The sequence below is a fragment of the Arthrobacter sp. TJ-178 genome (assembly GCF_058269275.1).
In genome coordinates this window covers 14,911-32,871 of sequence record NZ_JBZCNK010000003.1, presented here as the reverse complement: position 1 = coordinate 32,871, position 17,961 = coordinate 14,911, and the positions used below count along the sequence as shown (strand labels likewise).

General features: G+C 67.7%; 14 protein-coding genes and 1 pseudogene. 9 read left to right on the top strand and 6 right to left on the bottom strand.

From position 1 onward, the window contains the following. Positions 1-49: 49 nt before the first annotated feature. Entirely contained in the window at positions 50-817 is a 768-nt protein-coding gene (locus AC4D2Q_RS09685) for an NADPH-dependent F420 reductase (RefSeq protein WP_490946255.1), read from the top strand. On the opposite strand, the gene AC4D2Q_RS09680 is transcribed toward AC4D2Q_RS09685, so the two are convergent. Then, positions 814-1,275: a hypothetical protein gene (locus AC4D2Q_RS09680; protein WP_490946254.1), complete on the bottom strand. Its 462-nt coding sequence runs from the start codon at positions 1,273-1,275 to the stop codon at positions 814-816. The genes AC4D2Q_RS09685 and AC4D2Q_RS09680 overlap by 4 nt on opposite strands. 22 nt (positions 1,276-1,297) lie before the next feature. Beyond that, entirely contained in the window at positions 1,298-3,265 is a 1,968-nt protein-coding gene (locus tag AC4D2Q_RS09675; protein ID WP_490946253.1) for a primary-amine oxidase, read from the bottom strand. Positions 3,266-3,485: 220 nt separating this feature from the next. Here AC4D2Q_RS09675 and AC4D2Q_RS09670 point away from each other — a divergent pair, with 220 nt between their 5' ends. The 7 genes from AC4D2Q_RS09670 (at position 3,486) to AC4D2Q_RS09640 (ending at position 12,789) form a co-directional block, all read left to right on the top strand. After that, on the top strand, positions 3,486-5,171 hold the full coding sequence (locus tag AC4D2Q_RS09670) for an amidohydrolase (RefSeq protein ID WP_490946252.1): 1,686 nt from the start codon (positions 3,486-3,488) through the stop codon (positions 5,169-5,171). A gap of 43 nt (positions 5,172-5,214) precedes the next feature. Then, on the top strand, positions 5,215-5,805 hold the full coding sequence (locus AC4D2Q_RS09665) for a TetR/AcrR family transcriptional regulator (RefSeq protein WP_490946251.1): 591 nt from the start codon (positions 5,215-5,217) through the stop codon (positions 5,803-5,805). Positions 5,806-5,925: 120 nt separating this feature from the next. Beyond that, positions 5,926-6,828 carry an SDR family oxidoreductase gene (locus AC4D2Q_RS09660; protein ID WP_490946250.1) on the top strand — a complete coding sequence of 301 codons (903 nt, stop codon included), beginning with the start codon at positions 5,926-5,928 and terminating at the stop codon, positions 6,826-6,828. A gap of 154 nt (positions 6,829-6,982) precedes the next feature. Beyond that, the gene (locus tag AC4D2Q_RS09655) at positions 6,983-7,993 is read left to right on the top strand and encodes an AraC-like ligand-binding domain-containing protein (RefSeq protein WP_490946249.1); all 1,011 of its coding nucleotides are present in this window, start codon (positions 6,983-6,985) and stop codon (positions 7,991-7,993) included. A 149-nt stretch (positions 7,994-8,142) separates the two neighbouring features. Next, positions 8,143-9,702 carry an APC family permease gene (locus tag AC4D2Q_RS09650; protein ID WP_490946248.1) on the top strand — a complete coding sequence of 520 codons (1,560 nt, stop codon included), beginning with the start codon at positions 8,143-8,145 and terminating at the stop codon, positions 9,700-9,702. A gap of 49 nt (positions 9,703-9,751) precedes the next feature. Then, complete coding sequence (locus AC4D2Q_RS09645) at positions 9,752-11,179, top strand: aldehyde dehydrogenase family protein (protein ID WP_490946247.1); 1,428 nt, start codon at positions 9,752-9,754, stop codon at positions 11,177-11,179. Positions 11,180-11,268: 89 nt separating this feature from the next. Beyond that, entirely contained in the window at positions 11,269-12,789 is a 1,521-nt protein-coding gene (locus tag AC4D2Q_RS09640) for a GMC family oxidoreductase (protein WP_490946246.1), read from the top strand. A gap of 249 nt (positions 12,790-13,038) precedes the next feature. On the opposite strand, the gene AC4D2Q_RS09635 is transcribed toward AC4D2Q_RS09640, so the two are convergent. From AC4D2Q_RS09635 to AC4D2Q_RS09625, 3 genes are read right to left on the bottom strand one after another with little or no spacing between them, the layout of a single operon-like run. Beyond that, complete coding sequence (locus AC4D2Q_RS09635; RefSeq protein ID WP_490946245.1) at positions 13,039-14,166, bottom strand: lytic transglycosylase; 1,128 nt, start codon at positions 14,164-14,166, stop codon at positions 13,039-13,041. Positions 14,167-14,214: 48 nt separating this feature from the next. Continuing rightward, positions 14,215-15,798, bottom strand: a complete 1,584-nt coding sequence (locus AC4D2Q_RS09630) for a DUF6297 family protein (RefSeq protein WP_490946244.1) — start codon at positions 15,796-15,798, stop codon at positions 14,215-14,217. Between the two features lie 2 nt (positions 15,799-15,800). Continuing rightward, positions 15,801-16,487 carry an ABC transporter ATP-binding protein gene (locus AC4D2Q_RS09625; protein WP_490946243.1) on the bottom strand — a complete coding sequence of 229 codons (687 nt, stop codon included), beginning with the start codon at positions 16,485-16,487 and terminating at the stop codon, positions 15,801-15,803. A 103-nt stretch (positions 16,488-16,590) separates the two neighbouring features. Here AC4D2Q_RS09625 and AC4D2Q_RS09620 point away from each other — a divergent pair. Then, a pseudogene (locus AC4D2Q_RS09620) lies at positions 16,591-17,319 on the top strand (NADPH-dependent F420 reductase); the annotation flags it as partial. Between the two features lie 48 nt (positions 17,320-17,367). Here AC4D2Q_RS09620 and AC4D2Q_RS09615 read toward each other — a convergent pair. Beyond that, positions 17,368-17,937: a DapH/DapD/GlmU-related protein gene (locus AC4D2Q_RS09615; protein ID WP_490946242.1), complete on the bottom strand. Its 570-nt coding sequence runs from the start codon at positions 17,935-17,937 to the stop codon at positions 17,368-17,370. Positions 17,938-17,961: the final 24 nt, after the last annotated feature.

Here is a 17,961-nt window from a genome sequence, read left to right as displayed (position 1 = left end):
GCGGGGGAATTCCCCGCCCGAAGGATGGCTTGAACTGAGGTAGGACACTGTGCAGGAACTCCCCTGCCAGGTCAGCTCAACTTTGTCGAAGGAATACGCAATGCCAACACTGGGAATTATCGGAAGCGGAAACATCGGATCAGCAGTCGCGCGGCTCGCGGTTGCCGCAGGCATGAACGTTGTCATCGCGAACTCGCGGGGACCTGAGACGCTCTCGGACCTGATCGACGAGCTCGGGCCGCTGGCCGCCGCCGGAACGGTGGATGACGCCGCGAAACTGGGCGACGCCGTCGTACTTTCCATTCCGCTGAACGCGGTCCGGAACCTTCCGGACGGATTGCTGGCCGGCAAGATCGTCCTGGACACCAGCAACTATTACCCGTCCCGGGACGGACGAATCGCCGAACTGGATGACAGCACCGTCACCACCAGCGAACTGGTGCAGAGCTGGCTTCCCGGAGCGCAGTACGTCAAGGCGTTCAATAACATCCTGGCCCATCACATTCCGCTTCTTGCCCGCCCGTCCGGGTCCGCGGACCGCTCGGCGCTGCCCGTCGCCTCCGACGACGACTCGGCCAAGGCAGAGGCTGCGGCGCTGATTGACGCATTGGGGTACGACGTCGTGGACGCCGGCACTGTCGCCGAAAGCTGGCGGTTTGAGCCGGATTCCGCGGGCTACACCCGCCTCTACCTCGCGGATGAGAGCACACCCGATGATCAGCTCATGAGCTCGGTTCCCGGCACAACCCCGAAGGAGAAGGTCCGGTCCGCGCTGGGGTCGGCCACCCGGGTGAACGTGGCCGAACGCATCTTCTAGGCGGGAACCGGGCAGCTGGAGGCGGACTTCCTGCCGCCCGGACGGCGGCCGGCAGCGTCCCTCCGCCGCAGCCAGGCGGCGGCGAGCATCGCCGCCGCCAGCTCCCAGGCAACGAGCGCGAGCATGGTGAAGGTCGCTTGGGCGCCGGCGCCGTCCGCAGCCACCGCGGCCGCAGGTACTCCGCCGTGCTGATGTCCGGCTCCTCCTCCGCCCGCAGCCAGCAGCAGCACCGCATGGACGGCGACCATGGCCAGCGCGCCGCCCATCATCATCCGTGCGGCGCCGACTGAGCCGGACCGCCACAACGGCAGCACGCAGGGCAGGCACATCAGCGCCATCAGCAGCATCCCGGCCGACAGCAGTCCGGCATGCTGTCCGGCCATTTGAAGATGCAGTGCGGCGGAGAGCAGGGCCGCCCCGGCGCAGGCCCGGGCATGCAAGCCGGGGCCTGCGGCCACGCCCGTCACCGCCGCCAAGCCGCTACCGGTGGCACTGCCCGCCGGATTCCGGCGCGGGCACGTCCAGCACGGGCGAGCGGTCAAAGAAACCCTCGGGCCGCAGCTTGAAGCCCGTGGTGTCCACCGGCATGATCGGCCAGTCCTCCACCCGCGGGAAATGCGTCAGGCCGAAGGTATGCCAGAGGACAATGTCCTGTCCGTCAATATCGCGGTCCGCCTGCACCCACTCCGGAAGGCCGCCGCCGCCGGAATGCTGGTTGACGAAGTCACCCGTCGGGTAGCGCTGGGACTCGTCCCGCCGAGTCACCCACAGCGCCTTGGAGGCGAACGTCGCCCGCCGGTAGATGGAGGAATCCTCGTCCGCGAGCAGAGTGGGCTGACCCTCCGGGTGCAGCTTGTAGGCCACCGGATCGCCCAGCCGGTTGGTCTTTTCGGGGTTGGAAACCACCCAGGTGCGCCCGACGGCGGACGCGGCGTCGCGGGCGGCCTCCGACTCGCGGGCCAGCACGGTCCGCTTGCGGGTGAAGGCGTTGCCGCGCGGGTTTTCCGCACTCACCGGGACGCGCACGGCGTCCTCCTCCTCAACCCGGCCGGGGCCGCCGTCGAGCGCGAAATCCAGCCGGGCACCGAACAGGTGCTGGTGGAACGGAGCGCCCAGGCCGGGCGCCAGTTCGGAGGCGTAGGGGTAGTCCTTGGCCGGGTAGGCGCTGGTGAAGACGACGCCGGTGGCCTTGGCCTCGAATTCGATGGTGCCGTCCAGGTACAAGTACCAGTAGAAGCCGTAGTCGTAGTTGCCCACGGTGGTGAAGAAGCTGATCACCAGGCGGCGGTTGCGGCGGGTGTAGTTGATGCCGGACCACAGGTCGGAGTGCTTCGAGAGGATGGAGGCGTCTTCTTCGTGCATGCAGATGCCGTTGCGGATGGTCCGCGGATTGCCGCGCGCATCGGACACCGTGGGCGAGATGTAGTGGATTTCCCCCAGGCAGTCGCAGCCCAGTTCCAGCGAGTTGGCGAACTGGCCCACCAGGTACTCGCCCGTGTCGAAGTAGTTCTGCCAGGAGCGGGTGGGTGCGGGGTCGCCGTACGGGACCACCATCTCGGCAATCGAGGCACGGTTCAGGATCCGGCGCAAGGTGCCGCCGTCCTCGAAGCCGATGTTGTGGAGCACCAGGCCCTCGCGGACGTCAAAGCCCACATCGAGGTGCCACTTTTCCCACTCGACATGGTTGGTGCCGGTGACGGTGAAGCTCGGCCCCTCCGGCTGCGTGATGCTGATGGGTTTCTGCGTGGTGCGCACCGGCCCGGTCAGGGACGGGTCGGTGTAGTTGCCGTGTTCCGCGGGAACCGGCACGGCCCCGAAGTCCAGCACCTGGTCCACGGTGCGGGCGGTGACATCCACGTATCCCACGAGCCCGTCAATGGGGTGTGCCCACGCGGAATCCTCGGCGGAGGTCTGCAGAAAGGCCAGGCCGCGCAGGATCCGCCGCCCCTTCTCCTCCGGGTATTCAAAGACGCCCGCCGAAAGCGGTGCCACGCGAACCTGCGCGACGTCGAGCCCGCGCTTCTCCAGCGCAGCCAGCCAGTCCGGGTCGGTGGAGAGGATCTGCTCCACCACCTCAAACTCCTCATCCAGCACGGGCAGTTCGCCGGTGGCCTCAGTGTCCAGCACGGCGTCGCTCACCACTGCGTTGGCGGTGGCGGAGACGACGACGTCGTGCGGCTTGCCGCCCGCGGTGTCCAGCAGGAAGACGCGGAAGCGGCGGTCCGCGGGGGCATCCGGATCCGTACCGTTGCTGTCCCGGGGCGGATCGACCAGGCCCAGGTAGGCGATCCGGGCGGTGTCCGGAAACAGGCCGGCCGCCTCGAGGGTTCCGCGGACGGCAGTGATTTCCTCCGGGGTAGCCAGTGCGTAGGCGCTCGCCGGCCCTGTGACAGGTTCGGGAACGGCGTCGGAGGGTGCGGGATTGGCGGCGGAATGGCACGAGCTCATGGAGTCTCCGGTTCTGCGAGGCGGTTTTTCTATGGTTGTAGACAATAACCGTGAGTGACGCAGGTTACAAGAGCTGACCGGACCCGATCATCAAAGGATTGCGCGCATCGGCAAGGGTCTGTCGCCTGCTGCCAAGACCCGCAGCCGTCCGCCATCGAAGCTGGGTGGAGCACCATATTTGCCGTCGACCGCCGTCCGCCCCGCCGCGTAAGGAAAACCCATGACCCCGGAGACACCTGTCGATTTCATCGTCACCAACGGCCCCGTCTACACAAGCGACCCCGCGAACGAGTGGGCTGAGGCCATTGCTGTCCGGGCCGGCGAGATTGTGGCTGTGGGCGACGAGGCGACCATCCGGGAGCTGGCCGGCGAGACAACCGCCGTCGTCGATCTGCAGGGCAGGCTGGCTATGCCCGGCCTGGTGGATGTGCACGCCCATCTTGGCCTGGGCGGCCGGCAGGCGGCGTTCGAATTGCCGCTGCTGCCCACCGATTCCCCCGCGGAGATCTTCGCCAAGGTGCGGGTCTGGGCCGGGCGGCTGACCCCGGACGAGTGGGTTATCGGCGGCATTGTCGGCTCCACCGTCATGGATGACCTCACGGTCCAGGACCTGCGCGCCCTGGACGAGGCTGCTGCGGGACGTCCGGTGCTGCTGCGGGATGATTCCATGCACAACCGCTGGGTGAATTCCCGGGCGTTGGAGCTCATGGGTGTGGACGCGGACACCCCGGATCCGGAGGGCGGCACTTACGTGCGCGACGACGCCGGGCAGCTCACCGGCGTGCTGCAGGAGTTGGCCAGCCCGGTGGCCGAAGCGGCTGCGGCGGCCTCCATCGAGGACACCCCCGAGCGGCACACCACCGCCTTCCGCACCGCAGTGCAGATCCTCAACGGCTACGGGGTAACCGCTGTGCAGGAGGCCGCAACGATGGACTACGCCCTGGAAACGCTCGCCGCCATGGACAGCCGCGGGGAGCTCACCGCGCACGTGGTGGCCTCCATGCCATCCCGGCCCTTCATTGAACCCGGCACCACAGGAGCGGCACTGTACGACGTCGGCGACCGCCACCGCACCGCGCACCTGCATCCCGACTTTTCCAAATACGTCCTGGACGGCGTGCCAATGACGCGCACCAGCGCCATGCTCAACCCGTATCTGTGCAGCCACTCCAGCCACGACCAGCAGCACACCGGGGAACCGCTGTGGCGGCTTGAGGATCTGGTGACATCGCTGGAGGAGCTGGTGGACCGCGGCCTGCATGCCAAGCTGCACGCCACCGGCGACGCCGCCGTGCGGCTGATCCTCGATGCCGTGGAACGGGTGCGGGCCTCCCGTGGCGACGGGCCGCTGTTCCAGATCGCACATGTCGAGTACATCAGCGACGCGGACCTGCGCCGATTCGCGGCACTGGGCGTGGTGCCCGACGCTTCGCCCTACATCTGGTTCCCCTCCGTGATCCAGGAGAGCATCGCCAAGCAGATTCCGGCCGAGACTTTCGACAAATCCTGGCCGCTGAAGGATCTGCTGCTGGACGGAGCGCTGGTCAGCGGCGGCTCGGACTGGCCCTGCTCGGCACCCACCCCGGATCCCTGGACCGGACTGGAAACCATGATCACGCGCCGCAACCCGGACCCCGCCGTCGTCGGCGAACTCAACGGAGGGCAGGCGCTGGACGTCCGGCAGGCGGTGGCGGCCTTCACCCGCAACCCGGCCGCAGCCATGGGACTGGCGGAGCGGGTCGGTATGCTTCGGCAGGGTTTGTCCGCCGATTTCATTGTGCTGGACCGGAACATCTTCAGCATCGACCCCGGGCAGATCCACGCGGTGCAGGTGCAGCAGACCTGGTTCGAAGGCAGGCTTGTGCACGAGGCGGCGGAGCAGGTGAGTTCGGCAGCCGTAGGATAAGCGGTGGCAAGGCGGCCGCGGGGGCTGGCGCCGGAAGGGAAGCATGCCAAAGATCGTGGACCATGAACGGCGGCGGGCGGAGATTGTGCAGACCACCTGGCGGATGATCGCCCGGCATGGCCTGGACAGAGCCACCCTGCGCGAGGTGGCAGCCGAGGCCGGATATGCCAACGGGGCAATCAAGCCGTACTTCCCCGCTAAATCGGACCTGCTGGAAGCCACCTTCCGGCACGTTTTCTCCCGCACCAACAGCCGCGGTGCAGCTGCCACGCAGGGGCTGGACGGTTTCGAAGCCCTGCGGGCTTTCTGCCTTGAAGTACTTCCCCTGGATGCGGACCGGCTTGATGAGGCGCGGGTGGTGATTGCCTTCTGGCAGCTGGCGCTGCACGATCCGGCGCAGGCCGAGGTCAATGATTCGGCGATGCTTCAGTGGCGCAGCAGCATCCGCGGATGGCTGGACACGGCGCGCGGTGCGGACGACGGCGACGGGCGGGCCCCGGTGCACACCCTCGCCGAAACCCTGCTCACCTTTCTGTTGGGCGCACAGGTGGCTGCGGTGTTTGATCCGGACTTCAACTCCCCCGACCAGCTTGTCGCCCAGCTGGACGGGCAGTTGGACCTAATGCGCCGGTAATTCGGCTCCTCTGGGACGAAGAAGCAAAAAATACGGACTCTGCATTATTCCGCGTCCGCCCTGATACTGGCAGGCTTGAGCGCCGGGCTACCTTTCGGCCCCTTCCAAGGAGATGTCTTTATGCACGTTTTTGTTACCGGCGCGTCCGGCTGGGTTGGTTCCGCGGTTGTCCCTGAGCTCCTGGCGGCAGGACACCGGGTAACCGGCCTTGCCCGTTCCGGAGCTTCCGCCGACGCCCTCCTCACGCTCGGCGCATCCGCGCACCGGGGATCCCTTGAAGACCTCGACGTACTCCGCGCCGGCAGTGAGAAGGCAGACGGCGTCATCCATCTGGCCTACCGGCACGATATTGCTTTCTCCACCAATCCGGCACTCGCCGCAGCAACGGATCTGCAGGCCATCGAGGCAATCGGGGCCAGTCTGGCGGGCTCGGACCGCCCGTTCGTCATCGCCACGGGACTTGGTGGACTTCCTGCCCGACGCACTGCCACCGAACAGGACCGGGCGGCGGAGGACCGCCCCGGGGGCCTGCGAGCGGAGGCAACGGCGAGGACCCTGGACTTCGCCGACCGGAGGGTCCGCGCTTCAGTGGTGCGGCTGCCCCCGAGTGTCCACGGTGCCGGCGACACCGGATTCATCTCGACACTCGTACATATTGCCCGGGACAAAGGCACGTCCGCCTACATCGGCAATGGCGAGAACCGGTGGCCCGCCGTGCACCGTCATGACGCGGCCCGCCTCTTCCGGCTGGCGTTGGAAGGCGCGCCGGCCGGTTCGGTGCTGCACGCGGTCGACGACGACGGTGTGGCACTGCGCTCCGTAGCGGAATCCATTGGCCACCAGCTTGGACTACCCGTCATCTCGGTCTCCCCTGCGGATGCCGGTGCCCACTTCGGCGGACTAGCGGGACTCCTCGGCAGCGATCTGCCTGCCTCAAGCTCGGTCACCAGGGACCTGCTGGACTGGCAGCCCGTCCATCGGAACCTGCTCGGGGACCTCAGCGGCGGACACTACTTCGCCTGACCGCGGCCACACCCCCGCTCCTCGAAAGGCCGCCCGGCAGCCCCCGGGAAGTTCGACACACGTAGAAAAACTTCGACAACGCAACGGAAAAAGCGTAAGTTTCCTCTAGTGTGATCTGTTTCACGGAAGAGCTGTGGGCAGCGAAAGGACGGCCATGACAACCCTGCTTCCTGCCGCGCCCGCCCGCAGGGCCACCGCACCGGTCCCTTCGGCCGAGACAGCACCGTCGAGCCCCGTGGTCCGCGCCCAGTCCTTCCCGGAGTGGAAGCGCCTGATCTCCCAGTCCTTCGTCCCGCTCGAAACCTCTCCGGCCGGAACCCGCCCGGCGGCGTCGTTCACCGGGCAGCTGACCAGCCACCAGCTGCGCGAACTGGCCATTGTGCAGGTGGACGCCATGGCCCACGCCGTCGAACGCACCCCCGCATTGATTGCCGCCGGAGGGTCCGGATTCTACAAGCTGAACCTGCAGCTCTCCGGCAGCGGGGTGCTGCGCCAGGGCGGCCGGGAAACGGTGCTGACCACGGGTGAGCTGGCCATTTATGACACCGGCCAGCCGTACACCCTGCGCTTTGACGAGAGCTTTTCCACATTGGTGCTGATGTTCCCCAAGCACCTGGTGGGACTGTCCGCGGAGCAGATGAGCGGGCTGACCGCCCTGCCGCTGGGCAGGGAGCACCGGCTGGGCCGCGCCGTCGTGCCGTTCCTGACCCAGACCGCACGAATGCTCCCCGAGCTCGACGGGCCGATTGCGCACCGGCTGGCCATGAACACGGTGGACCTGCTGGCCACCCTCCTCGCTGACGAGGCCTATTCCAGTCCCGCGGCGGAGGGCGGAAGCCAGGCGCGGATGCTGCGCCGGATCCAGCTGTTCATCGACGGGCAGCTCTCCAACCCTGACCTCTCCCCCGGCTACGTGGCCGCGGCGCACTACATTTCCACCCGCAGCCTGCACAAACTCTTCGAGGACAGCGGCACCACCGCGGCCGCCTGGATCCGCGAGCGCCGGCTGGCCGGTGCACGGCACGACCTGGCCGACCCCCTGCTGGCCGACGTGCCGATTTCCGCCATCGGCGCCCGCTGGGGCCTGCCGGACCCGGCGCACTTCAGCCGGATCTTCCGCGCCGCCCACGGCTGCTCCCCCTCCACCTACCGCCAGCGCACCTGAGGACTCCAGCACCTGAGGGCACCGCCGCCAGTGCACGGTTCGCCAACCAGTGCTCACTGAAAGCCAAGCCGCCAGACTATGACTTACACCACAGTGGAGTAAGGCCCGTCCCGGGTGCATCAGCTCCAATCCGTCCGCAGGAGATCACCGTGTCCACATCCCCCCAGCAGCCCGGCGCGGGCACCACCCTGGGGCGGCGGCGCCTCGGGGTGCCGGCGCTCGTCTTTATGATCATTGCCGCCTCAGCTCCCCTGACCGTGGTGGCCGGCGGCGTGACGAGCAACTATGCGGTCACCGGCCTGCCCGGCATTCCGCTCTCCTTCATCGTGCTGGGCGCAGTGCTGCTGCTGTTCTCCGTGGGCTACTCGGCCATGAGCCAGCACGTGCACAATGCCGGCGCGTTCTACGCCTACATAGCCCGCGGGTTGGGCAAGCCCGCCGGCGTGGGCGCCGCCTGGGTGGCACTGCTGGCGTACAACGCCATGCAGATCGGCATCTACGGGATGTTCGGCTTCGCTGCGTCGTCCTTGATCACCGGCCTGACCGGCGCCGAACCGGCGTGGTGGATCTGCGCCCTGGGCGGGTGGCTGGTGGTCGGCGTGCTGGGTGTGAACAAAGTGGACCTTTCCGCGAAGGTGCTGGGCGCCCTGGTGGCGCTGGAATTCCTGGTGGTCATTGTCTATGACCTGATCTCCGTCGCAGCGGCACCGGAAGGAGTCAGCGCCGCATCCCTGGCGCCGTCGGGCCTGTTCACCGCCGGTGTAGGTGCGGCCCTGGCATTCTCCATTGCCGCGTTCATGGGTTTTGAATCCGGTGCCATCTACAACGAGGAAGTGAAGGACCCCCGCACCACCGCGCGCCGGGCCACCTTCATTGCGATTGTCATCATCGGAGCGTTCTACGCGTTCTCCGCGTGGGCGATGTCCGTGGGCGAGGGCGGCAGCCGGGTCATTGCCCGCACCACCGAACTCGGCCCCGACCTGGTCTTCGCGTTCCTGGCCGAGCGCGTCCCGGCCTGGGCCGTGGACCTGTCCTCCCTGCTCTTCGTGACCAGCCTGCTGGCAGCCCTGGTGGCCTTCCACAACGTGGTGGCCCGTTACTTCTTCGCACTGGGCCGGGAGGGCGTACTGCCCGGCGCCCTGGCCCGCACCAGCCCCCGCACGCAGGCACCCGTGGCCGGGTCCCTGGCCCAGTCGGCAATCGCCGTCGTGGTCCTGGCCGTCTTCGCAGTAGCCGGAAACGGGCATGAATCCGGGCCGATGTTCCCCGTGCTCACACTGTTCACCTGGCTGACCAACATGGGCGCCTTCGGCCTGGTGCTGCTGATGGCCCTGACCTCCTTCGCGGTGGTGGGCTACCTGAACCGGCATGCAGCCTGGTACGGAGCCTGGACACGTCTGGTGGCGCCGACGACGGCGGGCATCGCCCTCGCTGCCGTGTTCGCAATGATTGTGGCCAACTTCGATGTGCTGATCGGACTGCAGGAGGCCAGCATCCTGGGCTGGCTGCTGCCGGTGATCGTCCTGGTCCCGGGGGTCCTCGGAATGCTGTGGGCAGTGGGGCTGCGGGGCCGCCGTCCGGAGATCTACGCCGGGATCGGCTACGGCGGGGATGCTCCGGCTCTCCCTGCACAGGGGCAACGTCTGCAGGGCGTGCACGTTTCGCCAAGCACTGCTCACGCAAAGCCAAACGGTGGCCCTATGTCGTAGGACACAGTTAACCAAGGACCCCGGCCGCCATCCAGCAAAGGAGCAGGACATGCCTCTCGCCGACTCGAAACTTTCCTCATACCAGGACCTCCTGGACACGATTGCCGCTCCCGGCGAGGGCCGGGACATCATGGACCCTGCCACCGGTGAACTGGTGGGTAAGGCACCCTTGCACACCGTCGATGACCTGGAACAGGCCGTCTCCGCCGCCCGTGCCGCACAACCGTCCTGGGCCGCCCTCGGCCATGCCGGGCGCCGCGAGGCACTGAACCACGCAGCTGACGCCATCGATGCCGCTGCCGAAGGGCTGGCTGAACTCCTCTCCCGTGAACAGGGCAAACCCCTCAACGGCCCCAACGCCCGCTTCGAGGTGGGCGGCGCCGCCGCCTGGCTGCGCGCCGCGGCGTCGTTCGACCTGGAACCCGAGGTACTGGTGGACGACGACGGCGGCCGCGCCGAGCTGCACTACCGTCCCCTCGGCGTCGTGGGGGCCATCGGCCCGTGGAACTGGCCGATGATGATCAGCGTCTGGCAGCTCGCCCCGGCCCTCCGGATGGGCAACACCGTGGTGATGAAGCCCTCCGAATACACCCCGCTGTCCGTGCTGGCCCTGGCCGCCGTGATCAACCAGGCCCTGCCGGCGGACGTGCTGCATGTGGTTTCCGGCGGCCGCGACGTCGGCGAGGCGCTGTCCGGCCACCCGGACGTGGACAAAATCATGTTCACCGGCTCCACCGCCACCGGCAAGGCAATCATCCGCTCCTCCGCGGACACCGTGAAGCGCCTGACCCTGGAACTGGGCGGCAACGACGCCGGCATTGTGCTGCCGGACGCGGATCCGCTGGCCATCGCCGAAGACCTGTTCTGGGGCGCATTCATCAACACCGGCCAGACCTGCGCGGCCATGAAGCGCCTCTATGTACACGAGGACATTTACGACGACGTCGTCACCGCCCTGACGGACGTCGCCAAGGCCATGCCCATGGGCGTGGGCCTGGACGAGAACAACGTGCTCGGGCCGCTGCAAAACCGGGCACAGTACGACATCGTCGCCGGACTGGTGGAGGCCGCCCGCAACTCCGGTGCCCGCATTGTGCTCGGCGGCAACCCGGAGACGGACCAGGCCGGATACTTCTACCCGACCACTCTGGTGGCGGACATCGACAATGACAACCCGCTGGTTGCCCAGGAACAGTTCGGTCCTGCCCTGCCGATCATCCGCTACTCCACCGTGGATGAAGCGGTGGACATGGCCAACGGCCTGGACGTGGGCCTGGGTGCCTCCGTGTGGTCCTCGGACAAGGACGCCGCCCGCGAGGTGGCTGCCCGGATTTCTGCCGGCACCGTGTGGATCAACAAGCACGGCACCGTGGATCCGCGGATCCCGTTCGGCGGAGCCAAGCAGTCCGGCTACGGCCTGGAATTCGGCGTCGAGGGCCTCAAGCACCTCGGCGCCCCGCAGGTCATCAGCTACTAACCCCCCATACTGCGGTGCCGGGCCGATTCCCCCCTCCGGTCCGGCACCGCGCCCTTTCCCCCGCAGCTTCGCCTGAAAGGCCCTTCCCCGTGGATTCCTCCAGCTATATCGTCATCGGCGCCGGTTCGGCCGGCTGTGTTCTGGCCCGCCGGCTGCTGGACGCCGGACACACCGTCACTGTCCTGGAGGCCGGGGGCGAGGACACCAACCCGATCATTGCCAACGTGCACGAGGCCGGCGGGCTCTGGCACGGTCCGGAAGACTGGGACTATTACACGGTGGAGCAGCCCGGCGCATCGAACCGGCGCATCCACCTGCCCCGCGGCAAGGTGCTCGGCGGGTCGCACGCACTGAACGCGACCATCTGGGTGCGCGGCGCCAAGGCCGACTATGACACCTGGAACTACCTTGGCTGCCCGGGCTGGGGGTGGGAGGACGTGCTGCCGGTGTTCCGGGCCATCGAAAATTACGACGGCGGCGCCTCCGATACCCGCGGCGGCGACGGTCCGCTGGACGTCGTGGGGGATTTCCCGATGAACCCCGTACAGGAGTCCATCCTGGCCGGAGCCGCCGAAATGGGTATCAAGATCAACGAGGACTACAACTCCGGGGACGTCGAGGGCGCCTCGAAGATGCAGCTGAACATCCGGGACGGCAAACGCTTCAACACCTGGCATGCCTACCTGCGTCCCGTGGCGGAGAACCCGCGCCTGACCCTGATCACCGGTGCCACGGTCCGGCGGCTGCTGATCGAGGACGGAGCCGTGACCGGCGTCGAGTTTGAGCAGGGCGGCGAGGTGAAGACCCTGCATGCGGATGAGACCCTGCTGGCCGGCGGTGCGATCGGCTCCCCCGAAATCCTGCTGCGGTCCGGCATCGGCCCGGCCGAGGAACTGCGCGCAGCGGGCGTCGAACCGGTGTTGGACCTGCCCGGTGTCGGCAAGAACCTGCACGATCACCTGCTCTCCCCCGTCATTTTCACCACCACCGTCAAGCCCGTGCCTGCTCCGGAAGTGGGAGCGGCGGAAACCCACCTGTTCTGGAAGTCCCGGCCCGATCTGGCCGTGCCGGACACCCAGCCGATCCATTTCTCCCTGCCGATGTACTTCCTGGACTCGATGAGTGGTCCGGAGAACGGGTTCTCCCTGGTGGCCGGCATTGTCCGTCCGCTCAGCCGCGGCGAAATCACCCTGTCCGGACCGGCGCCGGAAGATCCCATCCGCATCGACCTCGGTGCGCTCACCGAGCAGGCCGACGTCGATTCCCTGACCGCGTCCGTGCGGCAGTGCCGCGAGCTGGGCCGTACGTCGGCACTGGCCGGAGAATGGGGTGCCGAGGAGGTCTACCCCGGTCCGGAAGTCTCAGACAGCGCCGAAGATCTGGAACACTACGTACGGGACACCGCCGTCACCTACCACCACCAGGTCGGCACCTGCAAAATGGGTCTGGATGCCCTGTCCGTGGTGGATCCGCGGACCATGCAGGTGCATGGGATGCCGGGCCTGCGGATTGCGGATGCCTCGGTCATGCCGCTGGTGCCCACGGGCAACACCAACGCACCCACCATCATGATCGCCGAGCGCGCCGCCCAGATGATCCTCGCAGGCTGAGGCCCGGCGTCCGGGGCAGCCTCTGGAGCGAAAGGCCCGGCTGGTGAAGGCCACCCGGTTCACGCCGGACCGCCGCCTCGCGCCGGGCGGCCGTGATGTCCGCGGGTCACGTCACATCAGTACACCGCCGGATACCTCAATCCGCTCACCGGTTGCCCAGCGAAACTCCCGGGAGGTCCAACCCTGACTCGCGCGGCAGCCGGAAAAGACACCTCCGGCTTCCTGCACCGCAGGGATTAGGCACGGAGATTAACTGCCGGGTTCGTTGATCGGCTGGTCCAGGGACAGGCTGATGGTCTGGCCCGGCAGAAGCTCGCCGGACACCCCGTCCACATACTGGTACCAGACGGGAACGGTCTCGGTCGTGTCCCGGTTGGCGTCGTACAGAGCCGTGACACCGAACCTGGCGGAGATGCCGCGCTCGGTGTCGCCGGGGGCCGTGGTGTAGGTCAGCGGAACACCGTCGGGGTCCGCGGTGAACGTTCCCCGGGCACCGTCGAGGGCCAGTTCGCCTGGAATCAGCCGGAGTTTAGTGCCTGCAGGAATTGGTGCGTTCTCAACGAGCGAGGGGTTGTACTGCAGGAGTTCAGCCGTGCCGACGCGGAACTGATAGCCCACGCTGTCCAGGGAATCGCCGTCGACGGTGGTGTAGAAAACCCCCGTATCCCAGGAGTTCCGAACGGCTGCACCCGTGCCTGAGCGGCTGTCCACCGGGTTCTTCTGCAGTGCGATGGTGCGCCCGGGTTCCACGAAGTAGACATTGCCCACCTCATGCACGTACGGCACTTTGTTAGCCTCCGCGAGCTGATCATTGGTCAGGTTGAACCGGTAGGTGATCCCGGCCAGGGTGTCCCCGGGTACGACCGTGTAGCTCGTAGGGATTCCGTTTTCGTCCTCCACGGCGGTCCCCATGGCGCCGATGCCGGGGCCGGCCGGCAGCAGCCGGAGCCGAGTGCCCGCTTCCAGAGGCGTCCCTGGCTGGAGTTCGTTGAATTCTGCGACCTTCGTTTCGGAGAACCCGTACACCTCGGCGACTGTGGCCAGGGTGTCGCCGGCAACGGTGCTGTAGAAGTCCGGGTTGCCGAACGAATCCGTGGTGGTTTCCCCGCCCAGGGACGGCTTGGCGGCTGCGGCCGGCTGCGGGGTGGCGGAGGATTCCGGGGTCGCAGCTGCGGCGGGCTTGGGGGTTGCCGTGGCTGCTGCCGTCTCAACAGGAGCGGGTTCGGAGGCGGTACATCCGGCCAAACCCACAGACAGCAGAACTGCGCAGGCGGCCGCTGAGCGGACCGCCCAGTATCGGCCCGGCTTGGAAACACTGTTGATTATCGCCACGGTTATCCACCCCCAGAAGCCCGGCAGGAACCCGAGCGCAGTCATTAGGGCAGAGCCTAGCCCATGGTTTTGATCAGGCCCTGATTGACCGGATTACTTCGGATTCGAGTACATCACCACAAGCATGCACACCGCGGAAAACCCCGCCTGCGCCAGCAGCAGCACCTCCGGAACGTAGCCCAGGAACAGTCCCAGCAGCAGTGGAACCAGTGTCAGCAGCGTCGTGTCCAGGCCGCGGATCATTGCCCCGGTCTGCGCCGTCGGCACCGGACCGAAGACGGTGTCAGCGGGCGGCACGGTCCAGTCCGGCTGGACCCGGTAGGCTCCGCGCACAGCGGATGCGCCAAACCCCGCACCGGACAGTGCACCAAGAGCGATCAGTGCCGGGCTGCCAGCACCCAGCAACACCAGCACGGCGCAGAACACAGCAGACCACAGAGCCAGCGCCGCCGCGGGCAGAGCCATCCGGCTTAGCCGCACCATCGCCGGCGACAGCGGCAGCAGCATATCCAGGCCCGGAGTAATCGCCGTCCGCCGCGCCAGTGCTCCCAGCGCCGGAACTGCCGCACAAACCGTTGCCGCAATCAGGGCCAGCTGCACCAGCGGCGGTTGAGTCCCGCCCGCCAGCAGCAGGGCCACGCACAGCAGAAGCAATGCCACCGGACGGGTCCGCAGACCCCGGGTCCGCAAAAACGCGGCAGCATCTGCACGCAGCAACGCCCTCCACGGTGTCCGTGCGCCCCTCGCATACCAGCGACCTGCACGGGTGGAGACAACGGCACCGTAGTCGCGGGAAAGCGCACGCCCCACTTCGTTCGGATCCATCAGATACAGGGCAGCACCGGCATGCCCGGAGACTCCCCCGGCGCCGATGAGATCCCGGGCGGGAATCGATCCCAGGCGAGGAAAGGTAATGAGGCCGAGCCCGACGGCGGCCGCCAGAGCAGCAAGGGCCGGCCCCCACTGACCGGCCGCGGCCTGGCGCGGCACAAAGCTCAGCACGGCCAGCAGCAGCAGGCCAGGCAGCGGCCCGGACGCTATTCGCCCCAGCGGCCCCACACCGGCACCAGCGCCGCCGGATCCCGCAGATCCGGCGCCGATCTGCCGCAGGGCCGCGAGCAGCACTGCGATGACGGCAGCCGCTCCGAACACTGCTGCCGCCAGAAACTGTCCGGGCACACCGGCATCGAGGTCGGTGATGAAACCGACCGGCAGGTACAGCAGCAACGCACCCGCCCACACCAAGCCCAGCCTCCGGAGCAGCCGTCCGGTCACCAGCGGACCACGCCGCAGGGGCAGGTTCAGCCACCAGTACCCCTCGGCCGTCGTCACTGCCGCCGGGCCGAGCTTCCGGGCGAGGACCGTCACTGCTGTCAGGGCCGCGAACAGCAGTGCGGCCGCTGCTGCGCCGTCGGGCAGGGAGAACGACGGCGGCGCCACCAGGGTGCGTCCCGCCGGACCCGCGCTCCAGGCCTGGGCCACCTGCCCGCGCAGTGCCAGGACCAGACCCGTGGCAAGGGCACCGATGGTTCCCACGGCCAGCACTGCGGTGTAGACGTCAATGAAGACATCCCGGAAACGGGTCCGGCTCCGGACGAATGTCCGCGAGGCCTGCCGGGTGAACTGCACCGGGTTGAAGGCTGCGGGTGCCTCTCCCACAGCGGCGTCGGGCGCCACGTCTAGCGTCCGGCGATCTCGGCCGCGGCGCGGTCGGGCGCAATCTCCCGGACGTCGTCGTCGATCAGCAGGCACCGGTCTGCGGTGGCCAGCAGCAGCGCCGGGTCGTGGGTGACCAGCAGAACCGTGCCGCCGCCGTCGGCATAGGCGTTGATCCGCTCCCCCAGCCTTTCCCGCATCACCGGGTCCAGACGCTGCTCCGGTTCGTCCAGGATCAGCAGTGAGGAGGGCCGGATCAGGGCCGAAGCCAGCAGCAGCCGGCGCCGCTGCCCGGAGGAGACGGAGGCCGGAACGGCGTTGGCGCGTTCCTGCAGGGCAAAGAAGTCCAGTTCAGCGTCGACGGCGGCGTCGGGGTCCGGAACCGAGTGCCCGCGGGCGACCAGCTGGAGGTGCTCGCGCAGGGACAGGGAGGGGAAGAACGCGTCCTCGTCGAACAGTGCGGCGACCTGCCGCCGGAAGGGAATCGCGTCTTCGTTGACCGGCAACCCGAGGACCCGCACGTCGCCGCCGAGCATCGGCTGCTTTCCGGCGATTGTGCGGGCGGCAGTGGACTTGCCGGCACCGTTGAACCCGACCACCCCGAGGACTTCGCCGGGCTCCGCACCTGCCGTGATCCGCCCACACACCGGAGTGCCGCCGTAGCCCACGGACAAATCTGCAATCTCAAGCACAGCCCCCACTGACGTCATGGGTTCAATCTAGTTCAGACGTGCACATGTTCGGGCGAACCGGCCCGCGGTCGGGAATTTCCCCGCCCCGGCCGTTGCTTGCACACACCACAACCACCACCGAAGGGATGCAGACATGACAACACTGGGAATCATCGGAAGCGGAAACATTGGATCGGCCGTTGCCCGTCTCGCGGTTGCAGCGGGCATGAACGTGGTCATCGCCAACTCGCGGGGACCGGAAACACTCCAGGACCTGGTGGGCGAGCTGGGGCCGCTGGCGAAGGCCGGAACAGTGGACGAGGCAGCCGCCCTGGGCGACGCCGTCGTGCTTTCCATCCCGCTCAAGGCGGTGAAGGATCTCCCCGAAGGGTTGCTGGCCGACAAGCTGGTGCTGGATACGAGCAACTACTACCCGTCCCGCGACGGGCGCATCGAGGACCTTGATGCGAGCACCGTGACGAGCAGCGAAATGATCCGGGACCAGCTGGGCGCTGCGCAGTACGTGAAGGTTTTCAACAACATCACCGCCGCGCACATCCCCGCCCTCGCTCGGCCCGCCGGTGCTGCGGACCGCACCGCGCTGCCGATCGCAGGGGACGACGCCGCCGCCAAGACCGAGGCGTCAGTCATCATTGGGCGGCTCGGCTTCGACACCGTGGACGCCGGCCCGCTGGCCGAAAGCTGGCGGTTTGAGCCCGAGACCCCGGCCTACGGGCGGGTCTACTTTGCGGACCCGAACGTCTCCGATAAGCAGCTGATGGACACGCCTCCCGGGCCGACGCCAGCGGAGCAGGTTCGGTCCGCGCTCGACGCCGCGGCCCGGGTCAATGTGGCGGAGCGCCGGTTCTAGAGCGGCGAGCGCTGCGCCCCGGAACCTCGGTTGCCGGACACCAAGGGATTAGTCCTCGAGGGTGCGGATCACCCGGGCCGGCGATCCGGCCACCACGGAACGGGCCGGCACGTCCTTGGTGACGACGGCGCCGGCAGCCACCACGGCATCGTCACCGATGGTCACGCCCGGCAGCACGGTGACGTTGGAGCCGAGCCAGACATTCCGGCCCAGTGTGACGGGCGCCGGATGCAGGTCAGCCCGCCTGCTGGGTGACAGGTCATGGTTCAGCGTTGCCAGAACGGCGTTGTGGCCGATCAGGCAGTTGTCACCAATGCTGATGCCGCCCTGATCCTGGAACCGGCAGCCGGAGTTGATAAAAACCCGTTTGCCCAGAGTGATGTTCCTGCCGAAATCGGCGGAAAACGGTGGAAACAGGGCCACGGACTCATCCACCGGCTTACCGGTCAGCCGGGCCAGGAGTTCCCTCACCTCGGCCGGTTCGTGGTAACCGGTGTTGAGCTCGCCGGTGATCCGCAGGGCCGCCTGGCTGGCATGATGCATGACCTCATGCAGGGGTGAGCCTGCGGTAATCGTTTGGCCTGTATTCAACGCCGACAGCAGTTCATCAAGTTCCATGGGGTCATTATGCCCGGGGCCCGG

Coding starts and splice junctions, on each gene's coding strand:
- AC4D2Q_RS09670 (WP_490946252.1), top strand. CDS start 3,486: ATGACCCCGGAGACACCTGTCGATTTCATCGTCACCAACGGCCCCGTC.
- AC4D2Q_RS09655 (WP_490946249.1), top strand. CDS start 6,983: ATGACAACCCTGCTTCCTGCCGCGCCCGCCCGCAGGGCCACCGCACCG.
- AC4D2Q_RS09635 (WP_490946245.1), bottom strand. CDS start 14,166: ATGACTGCGCTCGGGTTCCTGCCGGGCTTCTGGGGGTGGATAACCGTG.
- AC4D2Q_RS09615 (WP_490946242.1), bottom strand. CDS start 17,937: ATGGAACTTGATGAACTGCTGTCGGCGTTGAATACAGGCCAAACGATT.
- AC4D2Q_RS09645 (WP_490946247.1), top strand. CDS start 9,752: ATGCCTCTCGCCGACTCGAAACTTTCCTCATACCAGGACCTCCTGGAC.
- AC4D2Q_RS09665 (WP_490946251.1), top strand. CDS start 5,215: ATGCCAAAGATCGTGGACCATGAACGGCGGCGGGCGGAGATTGTGCAG.
- AC4D2Q_RS09625 (WP_490946243.1), bottom strand. CDS start 16,487: ATGACGTCAGTGGGGGCTGTGCTTGAGATTGCAGATTTGTCCGTGGGC.
- AC4D2Q_RS09660 (WP_490946250.1), top strand. CDS start 5,926: ATGCACGTTTTTGTTACCGGCGCGTCCGGCTGGGTTGGTTCCGCGGTT.
- AC4D2Q_RS09675 (WP_490946253.1), bottom strand. CDS start 3,265: ATGAGCTCGTGCCATTCCGCCGCCAATCCCGCACCCTCCGACGCCGTT.